This window comes from Pseudomonas sp. GD04019, from assembly GCF_029837695.1.
Classification (GTDB): domain Bacteria; phylum Pseudomonadota; class Gammaproteobacteria; order Pseudomonadales; family Pseudomonadaceae; genus Aquipseudomonas.
The window spans coordinates 127,674-148,501 of the sequence record NZ_JAOEEA010000008.1; the positions used below are offsets into that span (position 1 = coordinate 127,674).

The 20,828-nt window shown below is 67.5% G+C and carries 21 protein-coding genes; 9 read left to right on the forward strand and 12 right to left on the reverse strand.

Going from position 1 to position 20,828, the window contains the following annotated elements:
* Positions 1–25: 25 nt before the first annotated feature.
* The 3 genes from N7607_RS14080 to N7607_RS14090 all read right to left on the reverse strand — a co-directional run bounded on the left by N7607_RS14080 (position 26) and on the right by N7607_RS14090 (position 2,037).
* Positions 26–445, reverse strand: coding sequence for an MAPEG family protein (locus N7607_RS14080; RefSeq protein WP_279866267.1), 420 nt, complete (start codon positions 443–445; stop codon positions 26–28).
* A gap of 235 nt (positions 446–680) precedes the next feature.
* The gene (locus N7607_RS14085) at positions 681–1,565 is read right to left on the reverse strand and encodes a cation diffusion facilitator family transporter (RefSeq protein WP_279866266.1); all 885 of its coding nucleotides are present in this window, start codon (positions 1,563–1,565) and stop codon (positions 681–683) included.
* Positions 1,566–1,620: 55 nt separating this feature from the next.
* Positions 1,621–2,037, reverse strand: a complete 417-nt coding sequence (locus tag N7607_RS14090) for a polyribonucleotide nucleotidyltransferase (protein WP_279866265.1) — start codon at positions 2,035–2,037, stop codon at positions 1,621–1,623.
* A 185-nt stretch (positions 2,038–2,222) separates the two neighbouring features.
* On the opposite strand from N7607_RS14090, the gene hrpB reads away from it, so the two are divergent.
* On the forward strand, positions 2,223–4,742 hold the full coding sequence (gene hrpB / locus N7607_RS14095) for an ATP-dependent helicase HrpB (protein ID WP_279866264.1): 2,520 nt from the start codon (positions 2,223–2,225) through the stop codon (positions 4,740–4,742).
* Here the strand turns inward: hrpB and N7607_RS14100 are convergent.
* Positions 4,739–5,476, reverse strand: coding sequence for a transporter substrate-binding domain-containing protein (locus N7607_RS14100; RefSeq protein WP_279866263.1), 738 nt, complete (start codon positions 5,474–5,476; stop codon positions 4,739–4,741). The two genes, hrpB and N7607_RS14100, sit on opposite strands and share 4 nt — an antisense overlap.
* A gap of 257 nt (positions 5,477–5,733) precedes the next feature.
* Between N7607_RS14100 and N7607_RS14105 the strand changes: the two genes are divergently transcribed.
* A complete protein-coding gene (locus N7607_RS14105) occupies positions 5,734–6,462 on the forward strand; it encodes a transporter substrate-binding domain-containing protein (protein ID WP_279866262.1) in 729 nt (242 codons plus the stop codon).
* A 22-nt stretch (positions 6,463–6,484) separates the two neighbouring features.
* Here N7607_RS14105 and N7607_RS14110 read toward each other — a convergent pair whose 3' ends face one another.
* Together N7607_RS14110 and N7607_RS14115 are read right to left on the reverse strand one after the other, a co-directional pair.
* On the reverse strand, positions 6,485–6,919 hold the full coding sequence (locus N7607_RS14110; RefSeq protein ID WP_279866261.1) for a VOC family protein: 435 nt from the start codon (positions 6,917–6,919) through the stop codon (positions 6,485–6,487).
* A 70-nt stretch (positions 6,920–6,989) separates the two neighbouring features.
* Positions 6,990–7,664 carry a hypothetical protein gene (locus tag N7607_RS14115; protein ID WP_279866260.1) on the reverse strand — a complete coding sequence of 225 codons (675 nt, stop codon included), beginning with the start codon at positions 7,662–7,664 and terminating at the stop codon, positions 6,990–6,992.
* 110 nt (positions 7,665–7,774) lie between these two features.
* On the opposite strand from N7607_RS14115, the gene N7607_RS14120 reads away from it, so the two are divergent.
* The gene (locus tag N7607_RS14120; RefSeq protein WP_279866259.1) at positions 7,775–8,254 is read left to right on the forward strand and encodes an NYN domain-containing protein; all 480 of its coding nucleotides are present in this window, start codon (positions 7,775–7,777) and stop codon (positions 8,252–8,254) included.
* Between the two features lie 25 nt (positions 8,255–8,279).
* On the forward strand, positions 8,280–8,885 hold the full coding sequence (locus N7607_RS14125) for a 3'-5' exonuclease (RefSeq protein ID WP_279866258.1): 606 nt from the start codon (positions 8,280–8,282) through the stop codon (positions 8,883–8,885).
* Between the two features lie 107 nt (positions 8,886–8,992).
* Here N7607_RS14125 and N7607_RS14130 read toward each other — a convergent pair whose 3' ends face one another.
* Entirely contained in the window at positions 8,993–10,576 is a 1,584-nt protein-coding gene (locus N7607_RS14130; RefSeq protein WP_279866257.1) for a peptide chain release factor 3, read from the reverse strand.
* Positions 10,577–11,106: 530 nt separating this feature from the next.
* On the opposite strand from N7607_RS14130, the gene N7607_RS14135 reads away from it, so the two are divergent.
* From N7607_RS14135 to N7607_RS14150, 4 genes are all read left to right on the forward strand, one after another.
* The gene (locus tag N7607_RS14135) at positions 11,107–12,270 is read left to right on the forward strand and encodes a type III PLP-dependent enzyme (RefSeq protein ID WP_279866256.1); all 1,164 of its coding nucleotides are present in this window, start codon (positions 11,107–11,109) and stop codon (positions 12,268–12,270) included.
* Positions 12,271–12,385: 115 nt separating this feature from the next.
* On the forward strand, positions 12,386–13,129 hold the full coding sequence (locus N7607_RS14140; RefSeq protein WP_279866255.1) for a LamB/YcsF family protein: 744 nt from the start codon (positions 12,386–12,388) through the stop codon (positions 13,127–13,129).
* On the forward strand, positions 13,126–13,800 hold the full coding sequence (pxpB, locus tag N7607_RS14145; protein ID WP_279866254.1) for a 5-oxoprolinase subunit PxpB: 675 nt from the start codon (positions 13,126–13,128) through the stop codon (positions 13,798–13,800). The genes N7607_RS14140 and pxpB overlap by 4 nt, the downstream gene beginning before the upstream one ends.
* The gene (locus tag N7607_RS14150; protein ID WP_279866253.1) at positions 13,797–14,717 is read left to right on the forward strand and encodes a biotin-dependent carboxyltransferase family protein; all 921 of its coding nucleotides are present in this window, start codon (positions 13,797–13,799) and stop codon (positions 14,715–14,717) included. Before pxpB ends, N7607_RS14150 begins: the two co-directional genes overlap by 4 nt.
* 94 nt (positions 14,718–14,811) lie before the next feature.
* Here the strand turns inward: N7607_RS14150 and N7607_RS14155 are convergent, their stop codons facing one another.
* Entirely contained in the window at positions 14,812–15,204 is a 393-nt protein-coding gene (locus N7607_RS14155; RefSeq protein WP_279866252.1) for a heme utilization protein, read from the reverse strand.
* A 317-nt stretch (positions 15,205–15,521) separates the two neighbouring features.
* On the opposite strand from N7607_RS14155, the gene N7607_RS14160 reads away from it, so the two are divergent.
* Positions 15,522–16,655 (forward strand): ABC transporter substrate-binding protein, encoded by a 1,134-nt coding sequence (locus N7607_RS14160; RefSeq protein ID WP_279866251.1) that lies wholly within the window; start codon positions 15,522–15,524, stop codon positions 16,653–16,655.
* 7 nt (positions 16,656–16,662) lie between these two features.
* Here N7607_RS14160 and N7607_RS14165 read toward each other — a convergent pair whose 3' ends face one another.
* The 4 genes from N7607_RS14165 to N7607_RS14180 all read right to left on the reverse strand — a co-directional run bounded on the left by N7607_RS14165 (position 16,663) and on the right by N7607_RS14180 (position 20,795).
* Positions 16,663–17,634 carry an ABC transporter ATP-binding protein gene (locus N7607_RS14165; RefSeq protein ID WP_279866250.1) on the reverse strand — a complete coding sequence of 324 codons (972 nt, stop codon included), beginning with the start codon at positions 17,632–17,634 and terminating at the stop codon, positions 16,663–16,665.
* Entirely contained in the window at positions 17,634–18,608 is a 975-nt protein-coding gene (locus N7607_RS14170; protein ID WP_279866249.1) for an ABC transporter ATP-binding protein, read from the reverse strand. The genes N7607_RS14165 and N7607_RS14170 overlap by 1 nt, the downstream gene beginning before the upstream one ends.
* 162 nt (positions 18,609–18,770) lie before the next feature.
* Positions 18,771–19,670 carry an ABC transporter permease subunit gene (locus tag N7607_RS14175; protein WP_279866248.1) on the reverse strand — a complete coding sequence of 300 codons (900 nt, stop codon included), beginning with the start codon at positions 19,668–19,670 and terminating at the stop codon, positions 18,771–18,773.
* Between the two features lie 114 nt (positions 19,671–19,784).
* Positions 19,785–20,795 carry an ABC transporter permease subunit gene (locus tag N7607_RS14180; RefSeq protein WP_279866247.1) on the reverse strand — a complete coding sequence of 337 codons (1,011 nt, stop codon included), beginning with the start codon at positions 20,793–20,795 and terminating at the stop codon, positions 19,785–19,787.
* Positions 20,796–20,828 lie beyond the last annotated feature (33 nt).

Genomic DNA, 20,828 nt, shown 5'->3' on the forward strand with positions numbered 1-20,828 from the left:
CCTGCGCGAGCAGCTGTGTGCGGGCTCAGACCAGGCCGGCCAGCTGCAGCAGCCACCAGGCGAGGATCAGCATCTGGGTCAACAGGCCGGCGAAGCGCAGCCAGACGAACAACGGGCTGGTGCTGATCAGGTGCATCAGCGACTGGAACAGGCGCGCGCCGAGTAGCACGCAGGCCAGCGGGTCGGTGATCGTGGTCTGCCCGGCGTGCATCGCGTAGAGCAGCGCGGCGGCCTGCAGCGGCAGGTTTTCCAGGCTGTTGGCGTGGGCCCGTACCAGGCGCTGGCCGAACGCGCTGGGCGTGTTGCTGCCGTCCGGGGCGAAGGCGTTGACCTTCATCCTGCCGCCGAGCACGAACAGGCCGCGCTGGTTGATGATCAGGAACATCAGCAGCAGCGGCCAGGCGACCAGGCCGAGCAGAGCGATGGCGGAGGGAGAAAGGGTCATGCGGCACCTCGTCTTGTTGTTGTGCCGGCAGTCTAGAGAAATTAGAGCAATTGCTCTAGTCGATTCTTTACCGCTTTCCCCACGCTCTTTACCCAGGCTTTACCCCGTCCCGGGTGGCGATCGGGGAGACTGGCGTCCACTCGTTCCGGACGCCATGCCGATGCGCAAGACCCTAGTGATCACCGATATCTGCCTGCTTCTGTTGCTCGGCCTGACGCCGCTGATTCCCCGGCCGTCAGCGGGCGACGACTTCGCTCGGGTCGGCATGCACCAGCACCTCGGCGCGGGGAAACTCGGCGCGGATCGCCTGCTCCACCAACACGCAGAGGCGGTGCGCCTCCCTTAGGCTGAGTTCGCCCGGCAGCTCCAGGTGCAGCTGGACGAACCAGCGGGTGCCGGAGATGCGCGTGCGCAGGTCATGGGCGCCGAGCACGCCGGGCACGGCGCAGGCCAGGGCGTGCATGCGCTCGCTGACGTCGGGCGCCAGCTCCTCATCCATCAGCACCGCCACCGCCTCGCGCACGATGCTGATCGCACTCCACAGGATGTAGGCGGCAATGCCCAGGCCGAACAGCGGGTCCAGCCGATGCCAACCCAGCGCCGCCAGCACCAGGGCGAGCAGGATGCCGGCATTGAGCAGCAGGTCGGAGCGGTAGTGCAGGGCGTCGGCTTGGATCGCCGTGGAGCCGGTGACGCGCACCACATGACGCTGGAACAGCAGCAGGGCGCAGGTCAACCCCAGCGACAGCAGCATCACCGCGATACCCAGCGCCTGGGCGGCGAGCGGCTCCGGGTGCTGCAGACGCTCCCAGGCCTGCAGCGCCACCAGCACCGCGCTGGCGCCGACGAACAGCGCCTGGGCCAGGCCCGCCAGGGCCTCGGCCTTGCCGTGGCCGTAGCGATGATCCTCGTCGGCCGGGCGCAGCGCATAGTGCACGGCGATCAGGTTGAGCAACGAGGCGGCGCCATCCAGCAGCGAGTCGGTCAGGCCGGCCAGCAGGCTGACCGAGCCGCTCAACCACCAGGCCACGGCCTTGGCGCCGGCCAACAGCAGCGCGGTGGCCAGGGCGGCGGCCGTGGCCTGGCGCAGCAGGCGGGCGTGCTGGGGCGCGATGGTCATGTTGACGTGTAGGAGGGGGAGGGGCGCCGCAGCCGAGCGGCGGGCGCCCTTTGCATCAGGCGGCCGGGCGCAGGCCGTAGGCGGCCAGTTGCTCGACGCTGCCGTTGTGCTGGATCAGGCGCGGGTCGTCCAGCGGCAGGTCGCGGCCGATCTCGCGATGGAGGATGGCCTTGAGCTTGATCGGGTCGACCTTGCCGTCCGCGCCGATGGCCTCGCGCAGTTTCTCCGGGGCGACCGAATACTGGTCGTTGGGCAGGTAGATGGCGCCGGTGGCGAAGTCGATGCCGAAGGCGATCAGCCCGGGGATCACGTAGAACAGGATGCCGATGGCGTTCAGGCCGGCCACCACCGGATCGACCTGGCCCTCGATCTGGCCACGGCGGTCCGGGAAGAACAGCGTGCCGCAGGCGGCCAGCTGGGTCAGCAGGGTCGCGGCGAGAACGCCGCCGATAACGCGAGAATGCATGCGCATGGGCACCTCCTGGAAATGGTGCGGCACTATACCAAGGCCGCCATTGCAGTTGGATGCCCCGCACCGCGCTTCGGTTCGACCAGGTGTTTCCTCTTCATTCGCCGCATCTGGCGAGCCGTGCCGCAATGCGCTTGGCCAATGCAGCGGGAACAGCCCCTATAATCGCCGGCTGTTTCGGAGAACCCATGAACCGCCTGCCCATCGACGACGTATTGCCCGCGCTGCGCACCGCCTTGGCCGAGCGCCACGAGGCCGTGCTGGAGGCGCCGCCCGGCGCCGGCAAGACCACCCGCGTGCCGCTGGCCCTACTCGACGAGCCGTGGCTGGCCGGGCAGAGCATCCTTATGCTCGAGCCCCGGCGCCTGGCCGCGCGGGCTGCGGCCGAGCGCCTGGCCAGCGAGCTGGGCGAGAAGGTCGGCGAGACGGTCGGCTACCGCATCCGCCTGGACAGCAAGGTCGGGCCGCGGACCCGCATCGAGGTGGTCACCGAGGGCATCCTCGCCCGCCGCCTGCAGGACGATCCGGCGCTGGAAGGCGTCGGCCTGGTGATCTTCGACGAATACCATGAGCGCAGCCTGGATGCCGACCTGGCCCTAGCGCTGACCCTCAACGGCCGCGAGCTGCTGCGCGACGAGCCACTCAAGGTGCTGCTGATGTCGGCGACCCTGGAGGGCGAGCGATTGTCGGCGCTGCTCGGTGCTGCGCCGGTAGTCTCAAGCGAGGGGCGCATGCACCCGGTGGAGATGCGCTGGGGCGCGCCCTGGCAACCGGGCGAACGCATCGAGCAGCGCGTCGCGCAGACCGTGCTGCAGGCGCTGGCCGATGAGAGCGGTAGCTTGCTGGTGTTCCTTCCCGGCCAGGCGGAGATTCGCCGCGTCAACGAGCAGCTGCAGGAGAGCCTGGGCCAGCGCCCCGAGGTGCTGCTCTGCCCGCTGCACGGCGAGCTGGAGCTGAGCGCCCAGCGCGCCGCCATCGAGCCGGCACCGGCCGGCAAGCGCAAGGTGGTGCTGGCCACCAATATCGCCGAGACCAGCCTGACCATCGATGGCGTGCGCGTGGTGGTGGATGCCGGCCTGGCGCGGGTGCCGCGTTTCGACCCGGCCAGCGGCATGACCCGCCTGGACACCCAGCGCATCTCCCGCGCCTCGGCCACCCAGCGCGCCGGCCGTGCCGGGCGCCTGGAGCCGGGGGTGTGCTATCGGCTGTGGTCGCAGACCCAGCACGAGCAGCTGGCCGCCTATGGCGCGGCGGAAATTCTCCAGGCCGACCTGGCCGGCCTGGCCCTGCAGCTGGCGCGCTGGGGCGTCGAGCCTGCCGAGCTGGCCTGGCTCGATCTACCGCCGGCCGCTGCCTTCGCCCAGGGCCGCGACCTGCTGCAGCGGCTCGGCGCGCTGGATGAGCGCGGCGCGCTGACCAGTCATGGCCAGGCCATGGCCGAGCTGCCGGCGCATCCGCGCATTGCCCACCTGTTGCTGCGTGGCCAGGCGCTGGGCCTCGGTGCGTTGGCGGCGGACCTGGCGGCGCTGCTCGGCGAGCGCGATATCCTGCGTGGCGGTGGCGCCGACTTGCACAGTCGCATGAGCCTGCTGGCCGGCGAGTCGCGTGCCGCCGGTGGTTCGCGTGGCGGCGTGCAGCGCGCGCGGCAACTGGCCCGGCAGTTCCGCGGCTATCTGCGCGGCAAGGCCGATGAAGCCGTGGCCGATCCCGAACATCCGCGCTGGCTCGGTGCGCTGCTGGCCTTCGCCTACCCGGACCGGGTCGCTCGCCAGCGCAAGGCCGGTGGCGGCGACTACCGCCTGGCCAATGGCCGCGCCGCGCAGTTCGGCGAGCCGGATGCGCTGATGAAGCACGAGTGGCTGGTGATCGCCGATCTCGGCAGCCGCCAGGGGCAGCGTGAGGAACGCATCTACCTAGCGGCCGATCTCGATCCTTCCCTGTTCGACTCGGTGCTGGCCGAACAGGTGAGCGTGCGCGAGGAACTGGAGTGGGACGAGCGCGAGGGCGTGCTGCGCGCCGAGCGCCAGCGCCGGGTCGGCGAGCTGGTGCTCAGCCGGGAGGCACTGACCAGCCTGGACGAGGCCGCACGCAGCCGCGCGCTGCTCGGCCTGGTGCGGCGCAAGGGCTTGGAGCTGCTGGCGTGGACGCCCGAGCTGCGCCAGTGGCAAGCGCGGGTGGCGCTGCTGCGTCGCCTCGACCTGGAGCAGAAGGGCGCCAGCGAATGGCCGGACCTGAGCGACGCCGCGTTGCTGGCGACGCTGGAGGACTGGCTGCTGCCGTATCTGGGCAAGGTAAGCCGGCTCAGCCATTTCGCCAATCTCGACCTGTCGAGCATCCTCCAGGGGTTGCTGCCCTGGCCGTTGCCGCAGCGCCTGGACGAACTGGCGCCGAAGCACCTCCAAGTGCCGTCCGGTTCGCGCATCGCCATCGATTATTCCGAGAGCCCGCCAGTGCTGGCGGTGCGCCTGCAGGAGCTGTTCGGCCTGGCCACCACCCCGCGCATCGCCGGTGGCCGGCAGATCGTCCTGCTGCATCTGCTGTCGCCGGCCCGGCGCCCGGTGCAGGTAACCCAGGACCTGGCCAGCTTCTGGGCCAACACCTACCTGGAAGTGAAGAAAGACCTGAAGGGCAGGTACCCGAAGCACTACTGGCCGGACGACCCCCTGGTGGCCGAGCCGACGGCGCGGGCCAAGCCGCGCGGTACCTAGTCGACCTGCAGTTTCTCGCCAGCCGCCTGCAGCTCCTCGTAGGCACGATCCAGCTGGTCGAGCAGCTGCTGGCCGCCGGCGGCGTGGCGCGAGGCGATCAGGCGCAGCTGGATGTGCTGCAGCACCGTGTAGGGCAGCGGCGACAGGCCGAGGGCCTTGCGGGTCTGCTCCACCGGCGCCTGGTAGTCGAGCAGATAGTCGCCGCGCCTGCGCAGCAGCATCTCCAGGGCCGAGGCATGGGTGCTGGTGCGGTGGGTGCTGATGCTCATCGCCGGATCGGCGAGCAGGTCGTTGACCTGTTTCCAGTAGCTGTAGCCGGTGATGACGATGATGCCCTTGCCGCGCAGCCCCTCGGGAATCTGCGGCGGCGGCGTGTCCTGGCGGTGGTACAGCGCCAGGCTGAGGTCGCCCATGCTGTGCCGGGCCTCGTAGGTGTGGCCGGCCAGTTCGGTCTTGCCGCCGGCGCCGGCCCACAGCTGCACGCTGCCATCCTGCAGGCCGGCGTACAGGCGCGCGCCGGGCAGCGAGCGGTATTCGCCGCGGTAGCCGGCATGGCGCAGCAGGCGTTCGGTCAGGGCGAGGATCGAGCCGCGCGGCTTGCCGCTTTCGTCGGTCCAGGAATAGGGGGGGAATTCGTAAAAACCGACGGTTACCGTCGGATCGGGCGCATTCTGCGCGAGGGCACTTGCACAGCAGAGCCATGCCAGCAGGGCAGCAAAGAAGGTTCTGCGCATCGTCTACCGCGCGGCTCGTGGCCGTCTTGTTGTCGTTCTGGTCCCGAATATGGCGGCAGCCGCAGGCTTTGTCCAGAGCCTCGCGACAACTGCCTGCGTGGCCCGCGAGGCCACGGCTTGGCTGGCTTACGAGCTATGCTGAGCGAAGCGGCGCTACGCTGAGTTACCATGCCAGGCAGAAATTGGAGAACACATGTACCAGCCATTCGCCTTGCAGTTCGAGTGCGCTATCTCGCTCCAGTCGGTGCGCTGAGATCATGCTGCGCGCGCTCGTCCTGTTGCTGTTCAGCTGCTGCGTCTCGGCGCAACAGGCTCGTGAGCCTTTGCGCGTGGTCACCGACTACTGGCCGCCGTTCCGCATGCAGGGGGCCGGCGGCCAGCTGGAAGGGCTGGATATCGACCTGCTGGACGAACTGCAGCGACGTACCGGCCTGCGCTTCGAGGTGCGCCTGCAGCCCTGGGCGCGGGCGCTGGAGGACATGCGTCGCGGCCAGGCCGACCTGATGACCGGCCTGGCGCGCACGCCCGAGCGCGAGCAGTACATCGACTATCTGGAACCCACCTACTACGCCTGTGCGCCGCGCCTGTACGGCGCCCCGGAGCGTGCCGCCCTCGGCGACTATGCCCAGCTGGGCGGGATGCGCATCGGCTACGTGCTGCAGTCGGCCTACTTCGAACCGTTCGACTCGGATGCGGCGCTGAACAAGATCGGTGTGAAGAACGAGGAGCAGCTGCTGCAGATGCAGCTGCGTGGGCGAGTCGAACTGATGATCGGCACCGACTGCCAGGTGGATTTCCAGCTGCGCGACCCGATGCTGGCGCGGCAGCTGGTCAAGCTCGCCTATCAGCCGCCGGCGCAGACTCGGCTGTATCTAGGGCTGTCGCGCACTGGGCATGGCGCCGCGGAGCGCGAGCTGCTGGCCCGCACGCTGCAGCAGCTGCTGCAGGACGGCTGGATGGAGCGGGCGGCCCGGCGCTATCGCTGAGCTGCCTGGTTCGCCAGGCCGCTCAGTGGCTGTGCGGCTCGACGTACAGCTCGTAGACCATCTCCATGTCCCAGTAGGCGGCCTCGATCTTGTGCCCATCCAGGTCGCGGACGAAGCAGCCGTAGTAGGGCTCGCCATAGTGCGGGCGCGGGCCGGGCGGGCCGTCGGGACTGGCGCCGGCTTCCAGCGCCGCCTCGTAGAAGGCGTGCACCGCCTGCTTGTCCGGCGCGACGAAACCGAAGTGGGTGCCGTTGCCGACATTCGCCGGCTGGCCATCGATCGGTGTCTGTACCCAGAACTCCGGGTACTCGCGGCCCCAGGCCACGGCGCCGGGGTGTTCGAGGATGCGCTTGCAACCGAGGGCGTGCAGCACCTTGTCGTAGAAGGCTACGGCCTGGTCGAACTGATTGGTGCCGATGGAGACGTGGGACAGGATGCTGGGATTCTGCTCGGACATGGGGGGTTCTTCCCTGGAGGTCGGACGCCCCAAGCCTAGCAGCTGATTCGCGGGTTTTCTGTCGGCCGAGTCAGCTACTGTGGCTGTCTTCGGTCGGGCGCTGGCTGCACAGCATGTAGCAGCGGAACAGCACCACGCTGGAGAACAGCTGGAGGAAGCCGTTGACCACATCCAGCAGCAGGCTGCCGACCGCGTCCGGCTGCTCGCCGAGCAGCTGCAGGGTCCAGTCGTCCAGCAACCACAGCGGCACGATCACCAGCAGCACGCAGGCCAGCAGCGACCAGAAGTGGCCGATGCTGAGCAGGAAGCTCTCGCGCATGGCCTGCAACGGCGACAGCCCGCGCAGCACCAGCAGGTACTCGGCGAACGCCAGCTTGACCATCACCCACAGCGCCAGCGGCAGCAGCAGCGCGCCACTGAGCATGATCAGCAGGGTGCTCAGCCCGGCCAGCACGGCGAACGCCGGCCACAACGGCACGGCGGCGGCCAGCAGGTTGCGCACCGCCGGGCGCTGGCCCTGGCTGCGGGCGTCGAGGAAGAGGATCAGCGCGGCGCTGTACAGCGGGTAGAAGAACAGCCCGACCAGCAGCTCGTAGGCCGGCGCATGGGCGGGGTCGGTAAACCCGGACACCAGCGCGCGCACCAGGCATTCGGCGGCGATCAGCGGCAGGCACAGCGGCGCGATGCTGGCCAGGTGTCGGCTGAAGAACTGGAAGGAGTCACGCAGAACGGTAAGCGGGTTCATCGGCAGGCATCACGGCAGCACTTCATGCAGTCACTTTAGCCGATGGCCGGGGGCGACGAACATGCTGGCCAGTAGCGCATAATGCCGCTCCTTTCGTCCGGCCCTGTCTCGTGAAAAAAATCGCCCTGTTCGCCGATGTGCAGAACCTCTATTACACCGTGCGCCAGGCCCATGGTTGCCACTTCCACTACGCCGAACTGTGGCGCCAGGTGGCGGCGCTGGGCGAGATCGTCGAGGCGCGCGCCTATGCCATCGACCGTGGCGACGCCAAGCAGCGCCAGTTCCAGCAGATCCTGCGCAACCTCGGCTTCGAGGTGCTGCTCAAGCCCTATATCCAGCGCAGCGATGGCTCGGCCAAGGGTGACTGGGACGTGGGTATCACCCTGGATGTGATGGAAGCTGCCGAGCGGGTGGACGAGGTGGTGCTGGCGTCCGGCGATGGTGACTTTGACCTGCTGCTGCAGCGGGTGCGTGAGCGCCGCGGTGTCGCCAGCACCGTGTATGGCGTGGCCGGGCTCACCGCCCATTCGCTTATCCGCGCCGCCGACCGCTTCGTGCCGGTCGAGGGCTCCCTGCTGTTGAAAAGCTGAACTGCTGAAGAGCTGAGGAAGACCGATGCCAGAACGCATCGCCGTGATCGACTTCGAAACCACCGGCATGTCGCCGGCCCAGGGCGCGCGACCGACCGAGATCGGCGTGGCCATGATCGAGGACGGGCGCATTGTCGCCCGCTACCAGAGCCTGATGAATGCCGGTGCCTGGGTGCCGCCGTTTATCGAACAGCTCACCGGCATCAGCAACGCCATGGTCCGCGGCGCGCCACCGGTAGCCGAGGTGATGGCCGAGGCCGCCGAGTTCATCGGCGATGCGCCGCTGCTGGCGCACAACGCGGCGTTCGACGCGAAGTTTTGGGATGCCGAGTTGGGCCTGGTGGGGCGCCGCCGCGGTCGCGACTTCGCCTGTTCGCTGCTGCTGTCGCGGCGCCTGCTGCCGGAGGCGCCGAGCCACAGCCTGGGCAACCTCAACCGCTGGGTCGGCCTGCCCAGCACCGGCCAGGCCCACCGCGCGCTGGCCGATGCGGAGATGGCGGCCAACCTGACCCTGCACCTGCAGGAGTTGCTGTGGCAGCGCCACGATATCCGCGCCGACCACGGCTATCTATGCGGCCTGCAGAAGCTCTCGGCGGCCAAGGTGCGTGCGCTGCTGCAGGCGAGTGCGTAGCTGACTCCCCTCTCCCTCTGGGAGAGGGGCCGGGGGTGAGGGAATGCTGCAGGCTGCTCGCCGCTTCCCCTCACCCCAACCCTCTCCCGGAGGGAGAGGGGGCTACATCAGTGGTGCTCGCGAGTCGCGCGGAACTGGATGTCCGGCCATCGCTCTTCCATCAGGCTCAGGTTGACCCGGGTCGGCGCTAGGTAGGTGAGGTGCCCGCCGCCGTCCACGGCCAGGTTCTCGAAGGCCTTGTCCTTGAACTCCTTGAGCTTCTTCTCGTCGCTGCACTCGATCCAGCGGGCCGACCAGACGGTGATCGCCTCGTAGGCGCACTCGACCTTGTATTCCTCCTTCAGGCGGCTGGCGACCACATCGAACTGCAGCACGCCGACGGCACCGAGGATGATGTCGTTGTTGCGCTCCGGGAAGAACACCTGGGTGGCGCCTTCCTCGGCCAGTTCCTGCAGGCCCTGGCGCAGCTGCTTGGATTTCAGCGGGTCCTTCAGGCGCACGCGGCGGAACAGCTCCGGGGCGAAGTGCGGGATGCCGGTGAAGCCCAGCACTTCGCCTTCGGTGAAGGTGTCGCCGATCTGGATGGTGCCGTGGTTGTGCAGGCCGATGATGTCGCCGGCGTAGGCCTCTTCCAGCTGTTCGCGTTCGCTGGAGAAGAAGGTCAGGGCGTCGGCGATCTTCAGGTCCTTCTTGATGCGCACGTGGCGCATCTTCATGCCCTTCTCGTACTTGCCCGAGCAGATGCGCATGAAGGCGATGCGGTCGCGGTGTTTCGGGTCCATGTTCGCCTGGATCTTGAACACGAAGCCGCTGAACTTCTCTTCCACCGGTTCGACCACGCGCTCGTGGGCGGCGCGCGACAGCGGCTTCGGCGCCCAGTCGACGATGCAGTCGAGCACCTGGTCGACGCCGAAGTTGCCCAGCGCGGTGCCGAAGAACACCGGGGTCATCTCGCCCTTGAGGAAGGCGTCCTGGTCGAACTCGTGGCAGGCGCCCTGGACCAGCTCCAGCTCGTCAACGAAGCGCTCGTACATGTCGCCCAGGTGGGCGCGGGCCTCGTCCGAGTCCAGCTTGTCGATCACCTTCTGCTCGGTGCGCTCGTGGCCGTGGCCCGGCGTGTAGACGATGATCTTGTCTTCGCGCAGGTGATACACGCCCTTGAAGTCGCGGTAGCAACCGATCGGCCAGGTGATGGGCGCGGCCTTGATCTTCAGCACCGCCTCGATCTCGTCGAGCAGCTCGATGGGGTCGCGGATATCGCGGTCGAGCTTGTTGATAAAGCTCACAATTGGAGTATCCCGCAGGCGGCAGACTTCCATCAGGGCGATGGTGCGCGGCTCCACGCCCTTACCGCCGTCGAGCACCATCAGGGCGCTGTCCACTGCGGTCAGGGTGCGGTAGGTGTCTTCCGAGAAGTCTTCGTGGCCGGGGGTGTCGAGCAGGTTGACCATGTGCGAGCGGTAGGGGAACTGCATCACCGAGGTGGTGATGGAGATACCGCGCTGCTTCTCCATCTCCATCCAGTCGGAGGTGGCGTGGCGGTCGGATTTGCGCGACTTCACGGTCCCTGCGACCTCGATTGCCTTGCCCATCAGCAGCAGCTTCTCGGTGATGGTGGTCTTACCGGCGTCGGGGTGGGAAATGATCGCGAACGTGCGGCGTTTGGCGACTTCTGCGGCCTGGATGCTCATGGCGGAAAACCTGTCGACTCGGTCGTCGGAGTGTCAAAAAAGGCGGCGATTATACCGGTAAAGGCCTAGGGCTGTTTCCGTTTCGTCGCGGCCGCGCCGGCGCTGGTTTTGTGCAGCATTTCGGACGTTTTGTTAAGGATCGAAAACAGTCAATCAGGCAGGCGACAACCGGGTGCAAAAGCGCGGCAATTTTCGGTTGATCTGTGGGGCTCATGGTCCTAAAGTTCGCGCCCGAACGCTCATGCTGGAAACGATCCATCCGGCTCAAGTACTGACGACGAGAGACTCGGAGGCACTTGCAGAACCACCCCGGCGTTGTTGCTCCGCCTGGCCGTAGTCGGTCTACTGCCTGCGGCGAAGCGCCTAGCCATGATGATTCTGCAAGTGCCTACGGGGCCGCTACGGCAACTCGGCGACATGCCTTGGGAAGTAGGCGAACCAAAGTGGGGAAACTGATCAGGCGTTCGCGGCTCGAAACACAGAGCCACTCCCTCTTTCAATAACGTGTTTTGCCATTTGGAGTCCCGAGCATGTCGATCAAGGTCGAAGACTATTTCGCACCCGAAACTTTCAAGCGCATGAAGGCGTTTGCCGATCAGCAGGAAACCCCCTTCGTGGTGATCGACAAGCAGACCATCGCCAATTCCTACGATCAGTTGGTCAACTGCTTCCCCTTCGCCAAGATCTACTACGCGGTGAAGGCCAACCCGGCCATCGAGATCACCGAGCTGCTGCGTGACAAGGGCTCCAACTTCGACATCGCCTCGATCTACGAGCTGGACAAGGTCATGAGCGCCGGCGTCGGCCCGGAGCGCATCAGCTACGGCAACACCATCAAGAAAGCCCGCGACATCCGCTACTTCTTCGACAAGGGCGTGCGCCTGTTCGCCACCGACTCGGAAGCCGACCTGCGCAACATCGCCAAGGCCGCGCCAGGGGCCAAGGTCTATGTGCGCATCCTCACCGAAGGCTCGACCAGCGCCGACTGGCCGCTGAGCCGCAAGTTCGGCTGCAACCCGGACATGGCCCTGGACCTGCTGATCCTGGCCAAGCAGCTGGGCCTGGTGCCGTACGGCATCTCCTTCCACGTCGGCTCGCAGCAGCGCGACATCGACGTGTGGGACGCCGCCATCGCCAAGGTCAAGGTGATCTTCGAGCGTCTGAAGGAAGAAGACGGCATCACCCTGCAGATGATCAACATGGGCGGCGGCTTCCCGGCCAACTACATCCAGCGCACCAATGACCTGGAAACCTACGCCGAGGAAATCACCCGCTTCCTCAAGGAAGACTTCGGCGACGAGCTGCCGGAAATCATCCTCGAGCCGGGCCGCTCGCTGATCGCCAACGCCGGCATCCTGGTCAGCGAAGTGGTGCTGATCGCGCGCAAGTCGCGTACCGCCGTGGAGCGCTGGATCTACACCGACGTGGGCAAGTTCAGCGGCCTGATCGAAACCATGGACGAGTCGATCAAGTTCCCGATCTGGACCGAGCGCAAGGGCGAGATGGAAGAAGTCATCATCGCCGGCCCGACCTGCGACAGCGCCGACATCATGTACGAGAACTACAAGTACGGCCTGCCGCTGAACCTGGCTGCCGAAGACCGCCTGTACTGGTTGTCCACCGGCGCCTACACCACCAGCTACAGCGCGGTGGAATTCAACGGCTTCCCGCCGCTGAAGGCCTTCTACCTGTAAGCCTGTGTGGTAACGCCAAGGCCCGCCTCGTGCGGGCCTTTTCGTTGCTGGGCTAGGCTCAGTTGCACGGCCTGGCGATTTACGCGATAACGCGCGACTTCTAGGAGGAGCGCAGATGTCCCGAATACTGCTGAACTGCGACATGGGCGAGAGCTACGGCGCCTGGCGCATGGGCGACGACGAGCACGCCATGCCGCTGGTGGATCAGGCCAACCTGGCCTGCGGCTTCCACGCCGGCGATCCGCTGATCATGCGGCGCAGCGTCGCCCTGGCCGTGCAGCACGGCGTGAGCATCGGCGCCCATCCGTCTTATCCCGATCTGCAGGGTTTCGGCCGCCGCCATCTGTCCTGTTCGCCGGACGAGGTCACCGCCCTGGTGTTGTACCAGCTCGGTGCATTGGACGCCTTCTGCCGCGCCGCTGGTGTCCAGGTCGCCTACGTCAAGCCGCATGGCGCGCTGTACAACGACCTGGTGCGCGACGATGCGCTGTTCGGCGCGGTACTGGCGGCCTGCGCCGCGTATCGCCAAGGCCTGCCGCTGATGGTGCTGGCCCTGGCCGACAATGTGCGCGAGCGTCGTCTGGCCGAGGCGGCCGGCGTGCCGCTGCTGTTCGAGGCCTTCGCCGATCGCGCCTATCTCGCCGATGGCCAGCTGGCGCCACGGCGTCTGGCCGGTGCGGTCCACCAGCAGCCCGAGCGCATCCTCGAACAGGCCCTGGCCATCGCGGCGGGCGAGCCCTTCGCCGATATCGACGGCAAGTCCCTGCAGCTGCAGGCCGACAGCCTCTGCGTGCATGGCGACAACGCCGAGTCGCTGGCCGTGCTGCGTCGTCTGCGGGCCCAGCTGGACGCCCTGTGATCCGTCTCGAGCCGGCCGGCGCCGAAGCCCTGTTGCTGGTGCTGGCCGAACAGCCGACGCCCGACCTGTCGCTGCGTATCGCCGCGCTGGCCGAGCGCATTCGCCACGATCTGGGCCCGCTGCTGACCGATCTGGTGCCCGGCTGGACCAGCCTGCTGCTGCACTACGACCTGTTGCGCACCGATCACCTGGAGCTGGCCGAGCGGCTCACGCCTCTGCTGGATGCCTGGCTGGCTGCGCCCGTGGTGAGCGATGCCGGGCGCCTGCATGAAATCCCCGTGTGGTATGCCGGCGAGGATCTGGCCGAGGTGGCGCGCAGCTGTCGGTTGTCGGTGGAGCAGGTGATCGAGCTGCACAGCGCCACCGAGTACCGGGTCGGCGCCATCGGTTTCGCGCCTGGTTTCGCCTATCTGGGCGAGTTGCACGAGCGCCTGGCCCTGCCGCGCCGTGCCACGCCACGCACCCTGGTACCGGCCGGCAGCCTGGCCATCGCCGAGCGGCAGACCGCCATCTACCCGCAGGCCTCGCCTGGCGGCTGGCATCTGCTCGGGCTGAGCCCGTCGCCCTTGTTCGACGTTGCCCACACGCCGCCGTGCCCGCTGGCGCTCGGTGATCGGGTGCGCTTTCTGCCCATCGACCAGGCGCGCTACCGCGCCGAGCTGCGCCAGTGAGCGGCCTGCTCGTGGTGCGTGCGGGACCGCAGAGCCTGCTGCTGGATGGCGGGCGTGTTGGCTGGCAGCACCTCGGGGTCTCTCCCGGTGGGCCGCAGGATCTGCATGCGGCGGCCTGGGCCAACCGTCTGCTGGGCAATCCGGCGGGTACGCCGCTGCTGGAGATCGCCCTGGGCGATGTCGAACTGCAGAGCCGCGTAGATACCTGGCTGGCGCTGACCGGTGCCGATGCACCCTTGAGTGTCGAGGGTCGGGCGCTGCCTGGCTGGGCACGCTTCGCCGTGCGTGCCGGCCAGCGCATTCGCCTGGGTTATGCACGCAGTGGCCAACGTGCCTACCTGGCGGTAGCGGGTGGTTTTCATGCCGCGCCGGTGCTGGGCAGCGTCAGCACCCAGTTGCGCGAAGGCCTGGGTGGTCTGGATGGTCGGGGCGGCAAGCTGGCCGCCGCCGATGAACTGCCCTGTGGCCCGGCTCATTTCGCCTGCGCCGCCAGCGTGCCCTGGCCCTATCTGCCGGACTATCGCGCCGCGCCCCTGCTGCGGGTGATCACCGGTGGCGATGCGGTGGAGTTCAGCGAGGCCGCGCTGGCCACCTTCTTCGAGCAGAGCTGGCGGCTCAGCCCGCAATCCGATCGCATGGGCGCGCGCCTGCAGGGTGAGCCGGTAGCGGCGCCGCAGCGGCAGTGGTCGCTCGGCGTGGCTCGCGGCGCCATCCAGGTGCCGCCGGATGGTCAGCCGATCATCCTGCAGGCCGACCGCCAGACCATGGGCGGCTATCCCATCCTCGGCTGGCTGCATCCGCTGGACCAATGGCGCCTGGCGCAATGCCCGGCGCAACAGAAGCTGCGCTTCACCCAGGTCAGCGTCAGTGACGCCCAGGCCGAGTTGCGCGAGTTCCAGCGCTTCTTCAACAACTAATCGCCCAGAAAAGGCGAAGGCGCCACGGTGGGCGCCTTCTGGCTTTCGAGCTGTGCACACATCATTGCTTGCTGGCTCCTGACTCCACGGGGTTTCAGGCGATGCTGCTGCCGGTACGATCGAAGCCGTCTTCAGCCACGTTGCTACCGGTGCGGTCGAAACCGTCGGCGGCGATCTTGTCACCTGCACGCTCGGCGCCGTCTTCGGCGACGTTGCTACCGGTGCGGTCGAAACCGTCGGCGGCGATCTTGTCACCTACACGCTGGGCGCCGTCTTCGGCGACGTTGCTGCCGGTGCGGTCGAAACCGTCGGCGGCGATCTTGTCGCCTACACGTTCGGTGCCATCAGCGGCGATGTAGCTAGCGGTGCGATCAAAACCATCTGCGGCGATATTGCTGCCGGTACGGTCGAAGCCGTCGGCTGCGAAGATGATGCCGCTGGCGGCGAAGGTGGTGGCGAACAGGGTGGCGAGGATTTGCTTTTTCATTGTTTGGTGCTCCGGGGTAGGGGTTAAGTTGTCTACGGGGCCTATGTTCGGGGAAGGACTTCGCCGAGAGAACTTGAAGCGGTTAATGCTGCGCATCAGCGTTATCGATTGTTTGCGCGGCGGCTCTAGACCGGGGATCTTGCGTGCCATGCGGGCTGTTCGGGAGGCGCTCAGTCACGCGTTTCCGGGTGCTGCGTACACCTTGGGCGGATGCCCCGTCATGCCGATGAGGCTAATCTGGTGCCTATGAACGCCCGTCGACCTTGCCTGTATGTATTGGCATCGCCGATAGAAACGACGGGCACTGGAGCGTGATGATGTTGCGACGGCTGGTGTGCTGTTTTGCTGTATCTGCCTGGTTGTGTAGCGCCGCGGTCGCGGACGAGACGGGAGTCGATGCCAAGGAACTGCATCTGGGCATGGTCAATGCCCAGAGCGGGCCGGCGGCTGGCCTCGGCAAGGGCATGCTGGCGGGCGCCCAGGCCTACTTCCAACGGGTCAACGCGGCCGGCGGTGTCCATGGGCGGCGCCTGGTGCTGCTGGTGCGCGATGATGGTTACGAGCCTGCGCGTACGGCCCGCCTGACCGAAGAGCTGATCGACTCCCGCAGCGTCTTCGCTCTGTTCGGCTATGTCGGCACGCCCACTTCGCGGGCCGCGATGCCGGCCACGCTGGCCGCCGGGGTGCCGTACCTGTTTCCTTTCTCGGGTGCCGAGGTGCTGCGCGAGCCGCTGCATCACTGGGTATTCAATGTGCGTGCTTCCTACTTCGCCGAGACCGAGCTGCTGGCGGCGCACATGACCGAGGAGTTGAAGCTGAGCCGTGTCGCCCTGCTGATGCAGAACGACTCCTTCGGCGAAACGGTCAAGGGTGGCCTGGCCGGCGCGCTGCTCAAACGCGGCTTGCACGTCGAGGGCGAGGCACGCATCCTGCGCAACTCGCTGCAGATCGGCGAGGCCGTGCGTCAGCTGCTGCCGAGCCAGCCGCAGGCGATCTTCTTCGTCGGTACCTATAAACAGTTGGCCGCGGCCATTCGCGAGGCCCGCGCCCTGGGCATGCAGGCGCGCTTCTTCAGCGTGTCCTTCGTCGGCACCGACAGCTTTATCGCCGAGGCCGGTGCGGATGCCGAGGGCGTGTATATCTCGCAGGTGGTGCCGCCGCCCGAGGACGCCTCGCTGCCGCTGGTGCGCGACTACCAGGCGGATATGCAGGGACCGCTCGGTTACGCCTCGCTGGAGGGCTATATCGGCGCCGCCGTGCTGGTGGAAGCGCTGCGTCGGATCGGGCCGCAGCCGACCCGGGCGCAACTGGTCGATGCGCTGGAGTCCCTGGACCTCGACCTCGGCGGCTTCCAGGTGCGCTTCGGGCCCGATGACCACCAGGGCTCGGATGCGGTCTACCTGACCCGCATCGAACAGGGGCGGGCGGTGCCGGTGCAGCGCCAGCCCTGAGCGCACCTCAGCCGGAGATTTCCTCGGCGTGGTGGCAGGCTACCTGGCGCGCCTCGACCAGGCGCAGTTCCGGTACCTCCACGCGGCAGCGCTCGGTGGCGTGCGGGCAGCGTCGGTGGAAGGCGCAGCCGGGCGGCGGGTCGAGCGGGTTGGGCAGCTCGCCGGCGATCTTGATCTTCGGCTTGGCCGGGTCTGGATGGATCGCTGGAGTCGCGGATAGCAGGGCGCGGGTGTAGGGGTGCAGCGGCCTCTCGTAGATCAGCGCGGCCGGGCCCATCTCGGCCGGGCGGCCGAGGTACATCACCAGCACGTCGTCGGCCACGTGCTGCACCACCGCCAGGTTGTGCGAGATGAACACATAGCCGGTCTGGTACTGCTCCTGCAGGTCCATGAACAGGTTGAGCACCTGGGCCTGGATGGACACGTCCAGCGCTGAGGTCGGCTCGTCCGCCACCAGCACCTTGGGTTGCAGCATCATGGCGCGGGCCAGGGCGATACGCTGGCGCTGGCCACCGGAGAACATGTGCGGGTAGCGCTGGTAGTGCTCGGGGCGCAGGCCCACCTGCTGCATCATGCTCTGCACCTTCTCGCGGCGCTCGGTGCGCGACAGGCCGGTGTTGATCAGCAGCGGCTCGGCCAGCTGGTCGCCGATCTTCTGCCGCGGGTTGAGTGAGGCATAGGGGTTCTGGAACACCATCTGCACGTCGCGGCGCAGTTGCTTGCGCTGTGTTTTATCGGCGCCGGCCACCTCCTGCCCGGCGATCTGCAGGCTGCCGGCGCTGGGCTCCTCGATCAGGGTCAGGGCGCGGGCCAGGGTCGACTTGCCGCAGCCGGATTCGCCGACCACCGCCAGGGTCTTGCCGGCCTCCAGCTGGAACGACACGCCATTCAGCGCGCGCACCAGGGCATTGGGCTTGAACAGGCCGCGGGAGATTTCGTAGTGACGGGTCAGCTCGCGGGCCTCGAGGACGATGCTCATCAGGCCACCTCCGCGGTCAGGTTGAGGGGGTAGAAGCAGCGCACCGCGCCGCGCACGTGCGGTTCCAGCGCCGGGCGTTGCTCGCGGCAGTGCGGCTGGGCGTAGGGGCAGCGCGGCGACAGCAGGCAGCCGGCGGGGCGGTCGTAGCGGCCGGGCACGATGCCGGGCAGGGTGGCCAGGCGCTCGGCGCCCAGGCTGTGCTCGGGAATCGCCTTGAGTAGCGCCTCGGTGTAGGGGTGGGTCGGTGCGTCGAACAGGGTCGGCACGCTGCCGATCTCCACCGCTTGCCCGGCGTACATCACGCACACGCGCTGGGCGGTCTCGGCGACCACGGCCAGGTCGTGGGTGATCAGCACCAGGCCCATGCCCTCGCTGCGCTGCAGGTCCAGCAGCAGGTCCATGATCTGCGCCTGGATGGTCACGTCCAAGGCGGTGGTCGGCTCGTCGGCGATCAGCAGCTTGGGTTCGGCGGCGATGGCCATGGCGATCGCCACGCGCTGGCTCATGCCGCCGGAGAGCTGGTGCGGGTAGGCGTCGAGACGGCTGGCGGCGCCGGGGATCTCCACCCGCTCCAGCAGCTGCAGGGCACGCACGCGGGCGGCCTTACCCTTGAGGCCGAGGTGCTGGCGCAGCACTTCCTCGATCTGGAAGCCCACCGTGTAGCTGGGATTGAGCGCGGTCATCGGGTCCTGGAACACCATGGCCAGGTCCTTGCCCACCACCTTGCGGCGCTGGCGGCCCTTGAGCGTGAGCATGTCGTGGCCGTCGAAACGCAGGCTGTCGGCGCGCACGATGCCGGGGGCGTCGATCAGGCCCATCAGCGCCATCATGGTCACCGACTTGCCGGAGCCGGATTCGCCGACGATGGCTAGCACTTCGCCCTTGTCCACCGACAGGTCGAGGCCGTCGACCACGGGTACGGCATCGGCGGCGCCGAAGCGCACGGACAGGTTGCGAATATTGAGCAGGCTCATGCCGACCTCCTTGCGTGCGCGGAATTCCCCCTCTCCCATTTATGGGAGAGGGTCGGGGAGAGGGCGGCGTGAGTCGTTATACCCTCTTCCCCAGCCCCTCTCCCGCAAGCGGGAGAGGGGAGGACAAGCGCCGGCGTTGGATAGATGTTCATGCTGGGCACCTTACTGCGCATTCTTCAGTTTCGGGTCGAGCGCATCGCGCAGCCCGTCGCCCATCAGGTTGATCGCCAGCACGCTGAGCAAAATGGTCAGCCCCGGCAGAGACACCACCCACCAGGCGCGTTCGATGTAGTCCCGCGCTGAGGCCAGCATGGTTCCCCACTCGGGCGTCGGCGGTTGCACGCCGAGGCCGAGGAAGCCCAGGGCCGCCGCGTCGAGGATGGCCGAGGAGAAGCTCAGGGTGGCCTGCACGATCAGCGGCGCCATGCAGTTGGGCAGCACGGTGATGAACATCAGCCGCGGCAGGCCGGCGCCGGCCAGGCGCGCGGCAGTGACGTAGTCGCGGTTCAGCTCGCCCATCACCGCGGCGCGGGTCAGGCGCACGTAACTGGGCAGCGAGACGATGGCGATGGCGATCACCGTGTTGATCAGCCCGGGGCCGAGGATGGCGACGATGGCCACGGCCAGCAGCAGCGAGGGCAGGGCCAGCATGATGTCCATCAGGCGCATGATCGAGGGGCCGAGCAGGCCCGGGAAGAAGCCGGCGACCAGGCCCATGAGGATGCCGGGGATCAGCGACATCAGCACCGAGGCCAGGCCGATCATCAGCGACAGGCGTGCGCCGTGGATCAGCCGCGAGAGCAGGTCGCGGCCCAGTTCGTCGGTGCCGAGCAGGAAGCGCGTCTGCCCGCCCTCCAGCCAGGACGGCGGGGTGAGCAGGGCGTCGCGGAACTGCTCGCTGGGGTCGAACGGCGCGACCCAGGGCGCGAACAGCGCGCAGAACACGATGATCAGCATGAACAGCAGGCCGCCGACGGCGCCCTTGTTGTGGGCGAAGGCATGCCAGAATTCCTTGAGCGGCGAGGGGTAGAACAGCGCCTGGTCGGCGGCGGTCGCAGTCATGGGTGCGCCTCCTGCTTGTGTAGGAGCGAGCTCTGCTCGCGAAGCTTTTGCGTGGCCGGGGTTCGCGAGCAGAGCTCGCTCCTACGGGAAGACATATGCGGCATGGCGTGTTCCTTAGCGCTGATGGCGAATACGTGGGTTAACCAGGCCGTAGAGGATGTCCACGACGAAGTTGACCAGGATCACCAGGCAGGCGATCAGCAGGATGCCGTTCTGCACCACCGGGTAGTCGCGGGCGCCGATGGCCTCGATCAGCCACTTGCCAATACCCGGCCAGGAGAAGATGGTTTCGGTCAGCACGGCGCCGGCCAGCAGGGTGCCGACCTGTAGGCCGAACACGGTGAGCACCGGGATCAGCGCGTTGCGCAGGCCGTGGACGAACACCACGCGGGCCGGGGACAGGCCCTTGGCGCGGGCGGTGCGGATATAGTCCTCGCGCAGCACTTCGAGCATCGCCGAGCGGGTCATGCGCGCGATCACCGCCAGGGGAATGGTGCCCAGCACGATGGCCGGCAGGATCATGTGCATCAGCGCGTCCTGGAACGCACCTTCCTCCTCGCTCAGCAGAGTGTCGATCAGCATGAAGCCAGTGACCGGCTCGATGTCGTAGAGCAGGTCGATGCGCCCGGAGACCGGCGTCCAGCCCAGGTACACCGAGAAGAACATGATCAGCAGCAGGCCCCACCAGAAGATCGGCATCGAGTAGCCGGCCAGCGACACGCCCATCACCCCGTGGTCGAACAGCGAGCCGCGCTTGAGGGCGGCGATCACTCCGGCGATCACGCCCAGAGTGCCGGCAAATAGCAGGGCGGCCAGGGACAGTTCCAGGGTCGCCGGGAACAGGGTGAGGAATTCGTCCCACACGCCCTCGCGGGTGCGCAGGGATTCGCCCAGATCGCCCTGGGCCAGCTTGCCGATGTAGTCCAGGTACTGGGCCGGCAGCGGCTTGTCCAGGCCCAGGCGGTGCATGGCTTCGGCGTGCATCTCGGGGTCGACGCGGCGCTCGCCCATCATCACTTCCACGGGGTCGCCGGGGATCAGACGGATCAGCGCGAAGGTCAGCAAGGTGACGCCGAAAAAGGTGGGGATCAGCAGCCCCAGGCGTCTGGCGATAAAGGACAGCATTGCGTTGTGGTACTCCGCATCAGGTTGAACCCG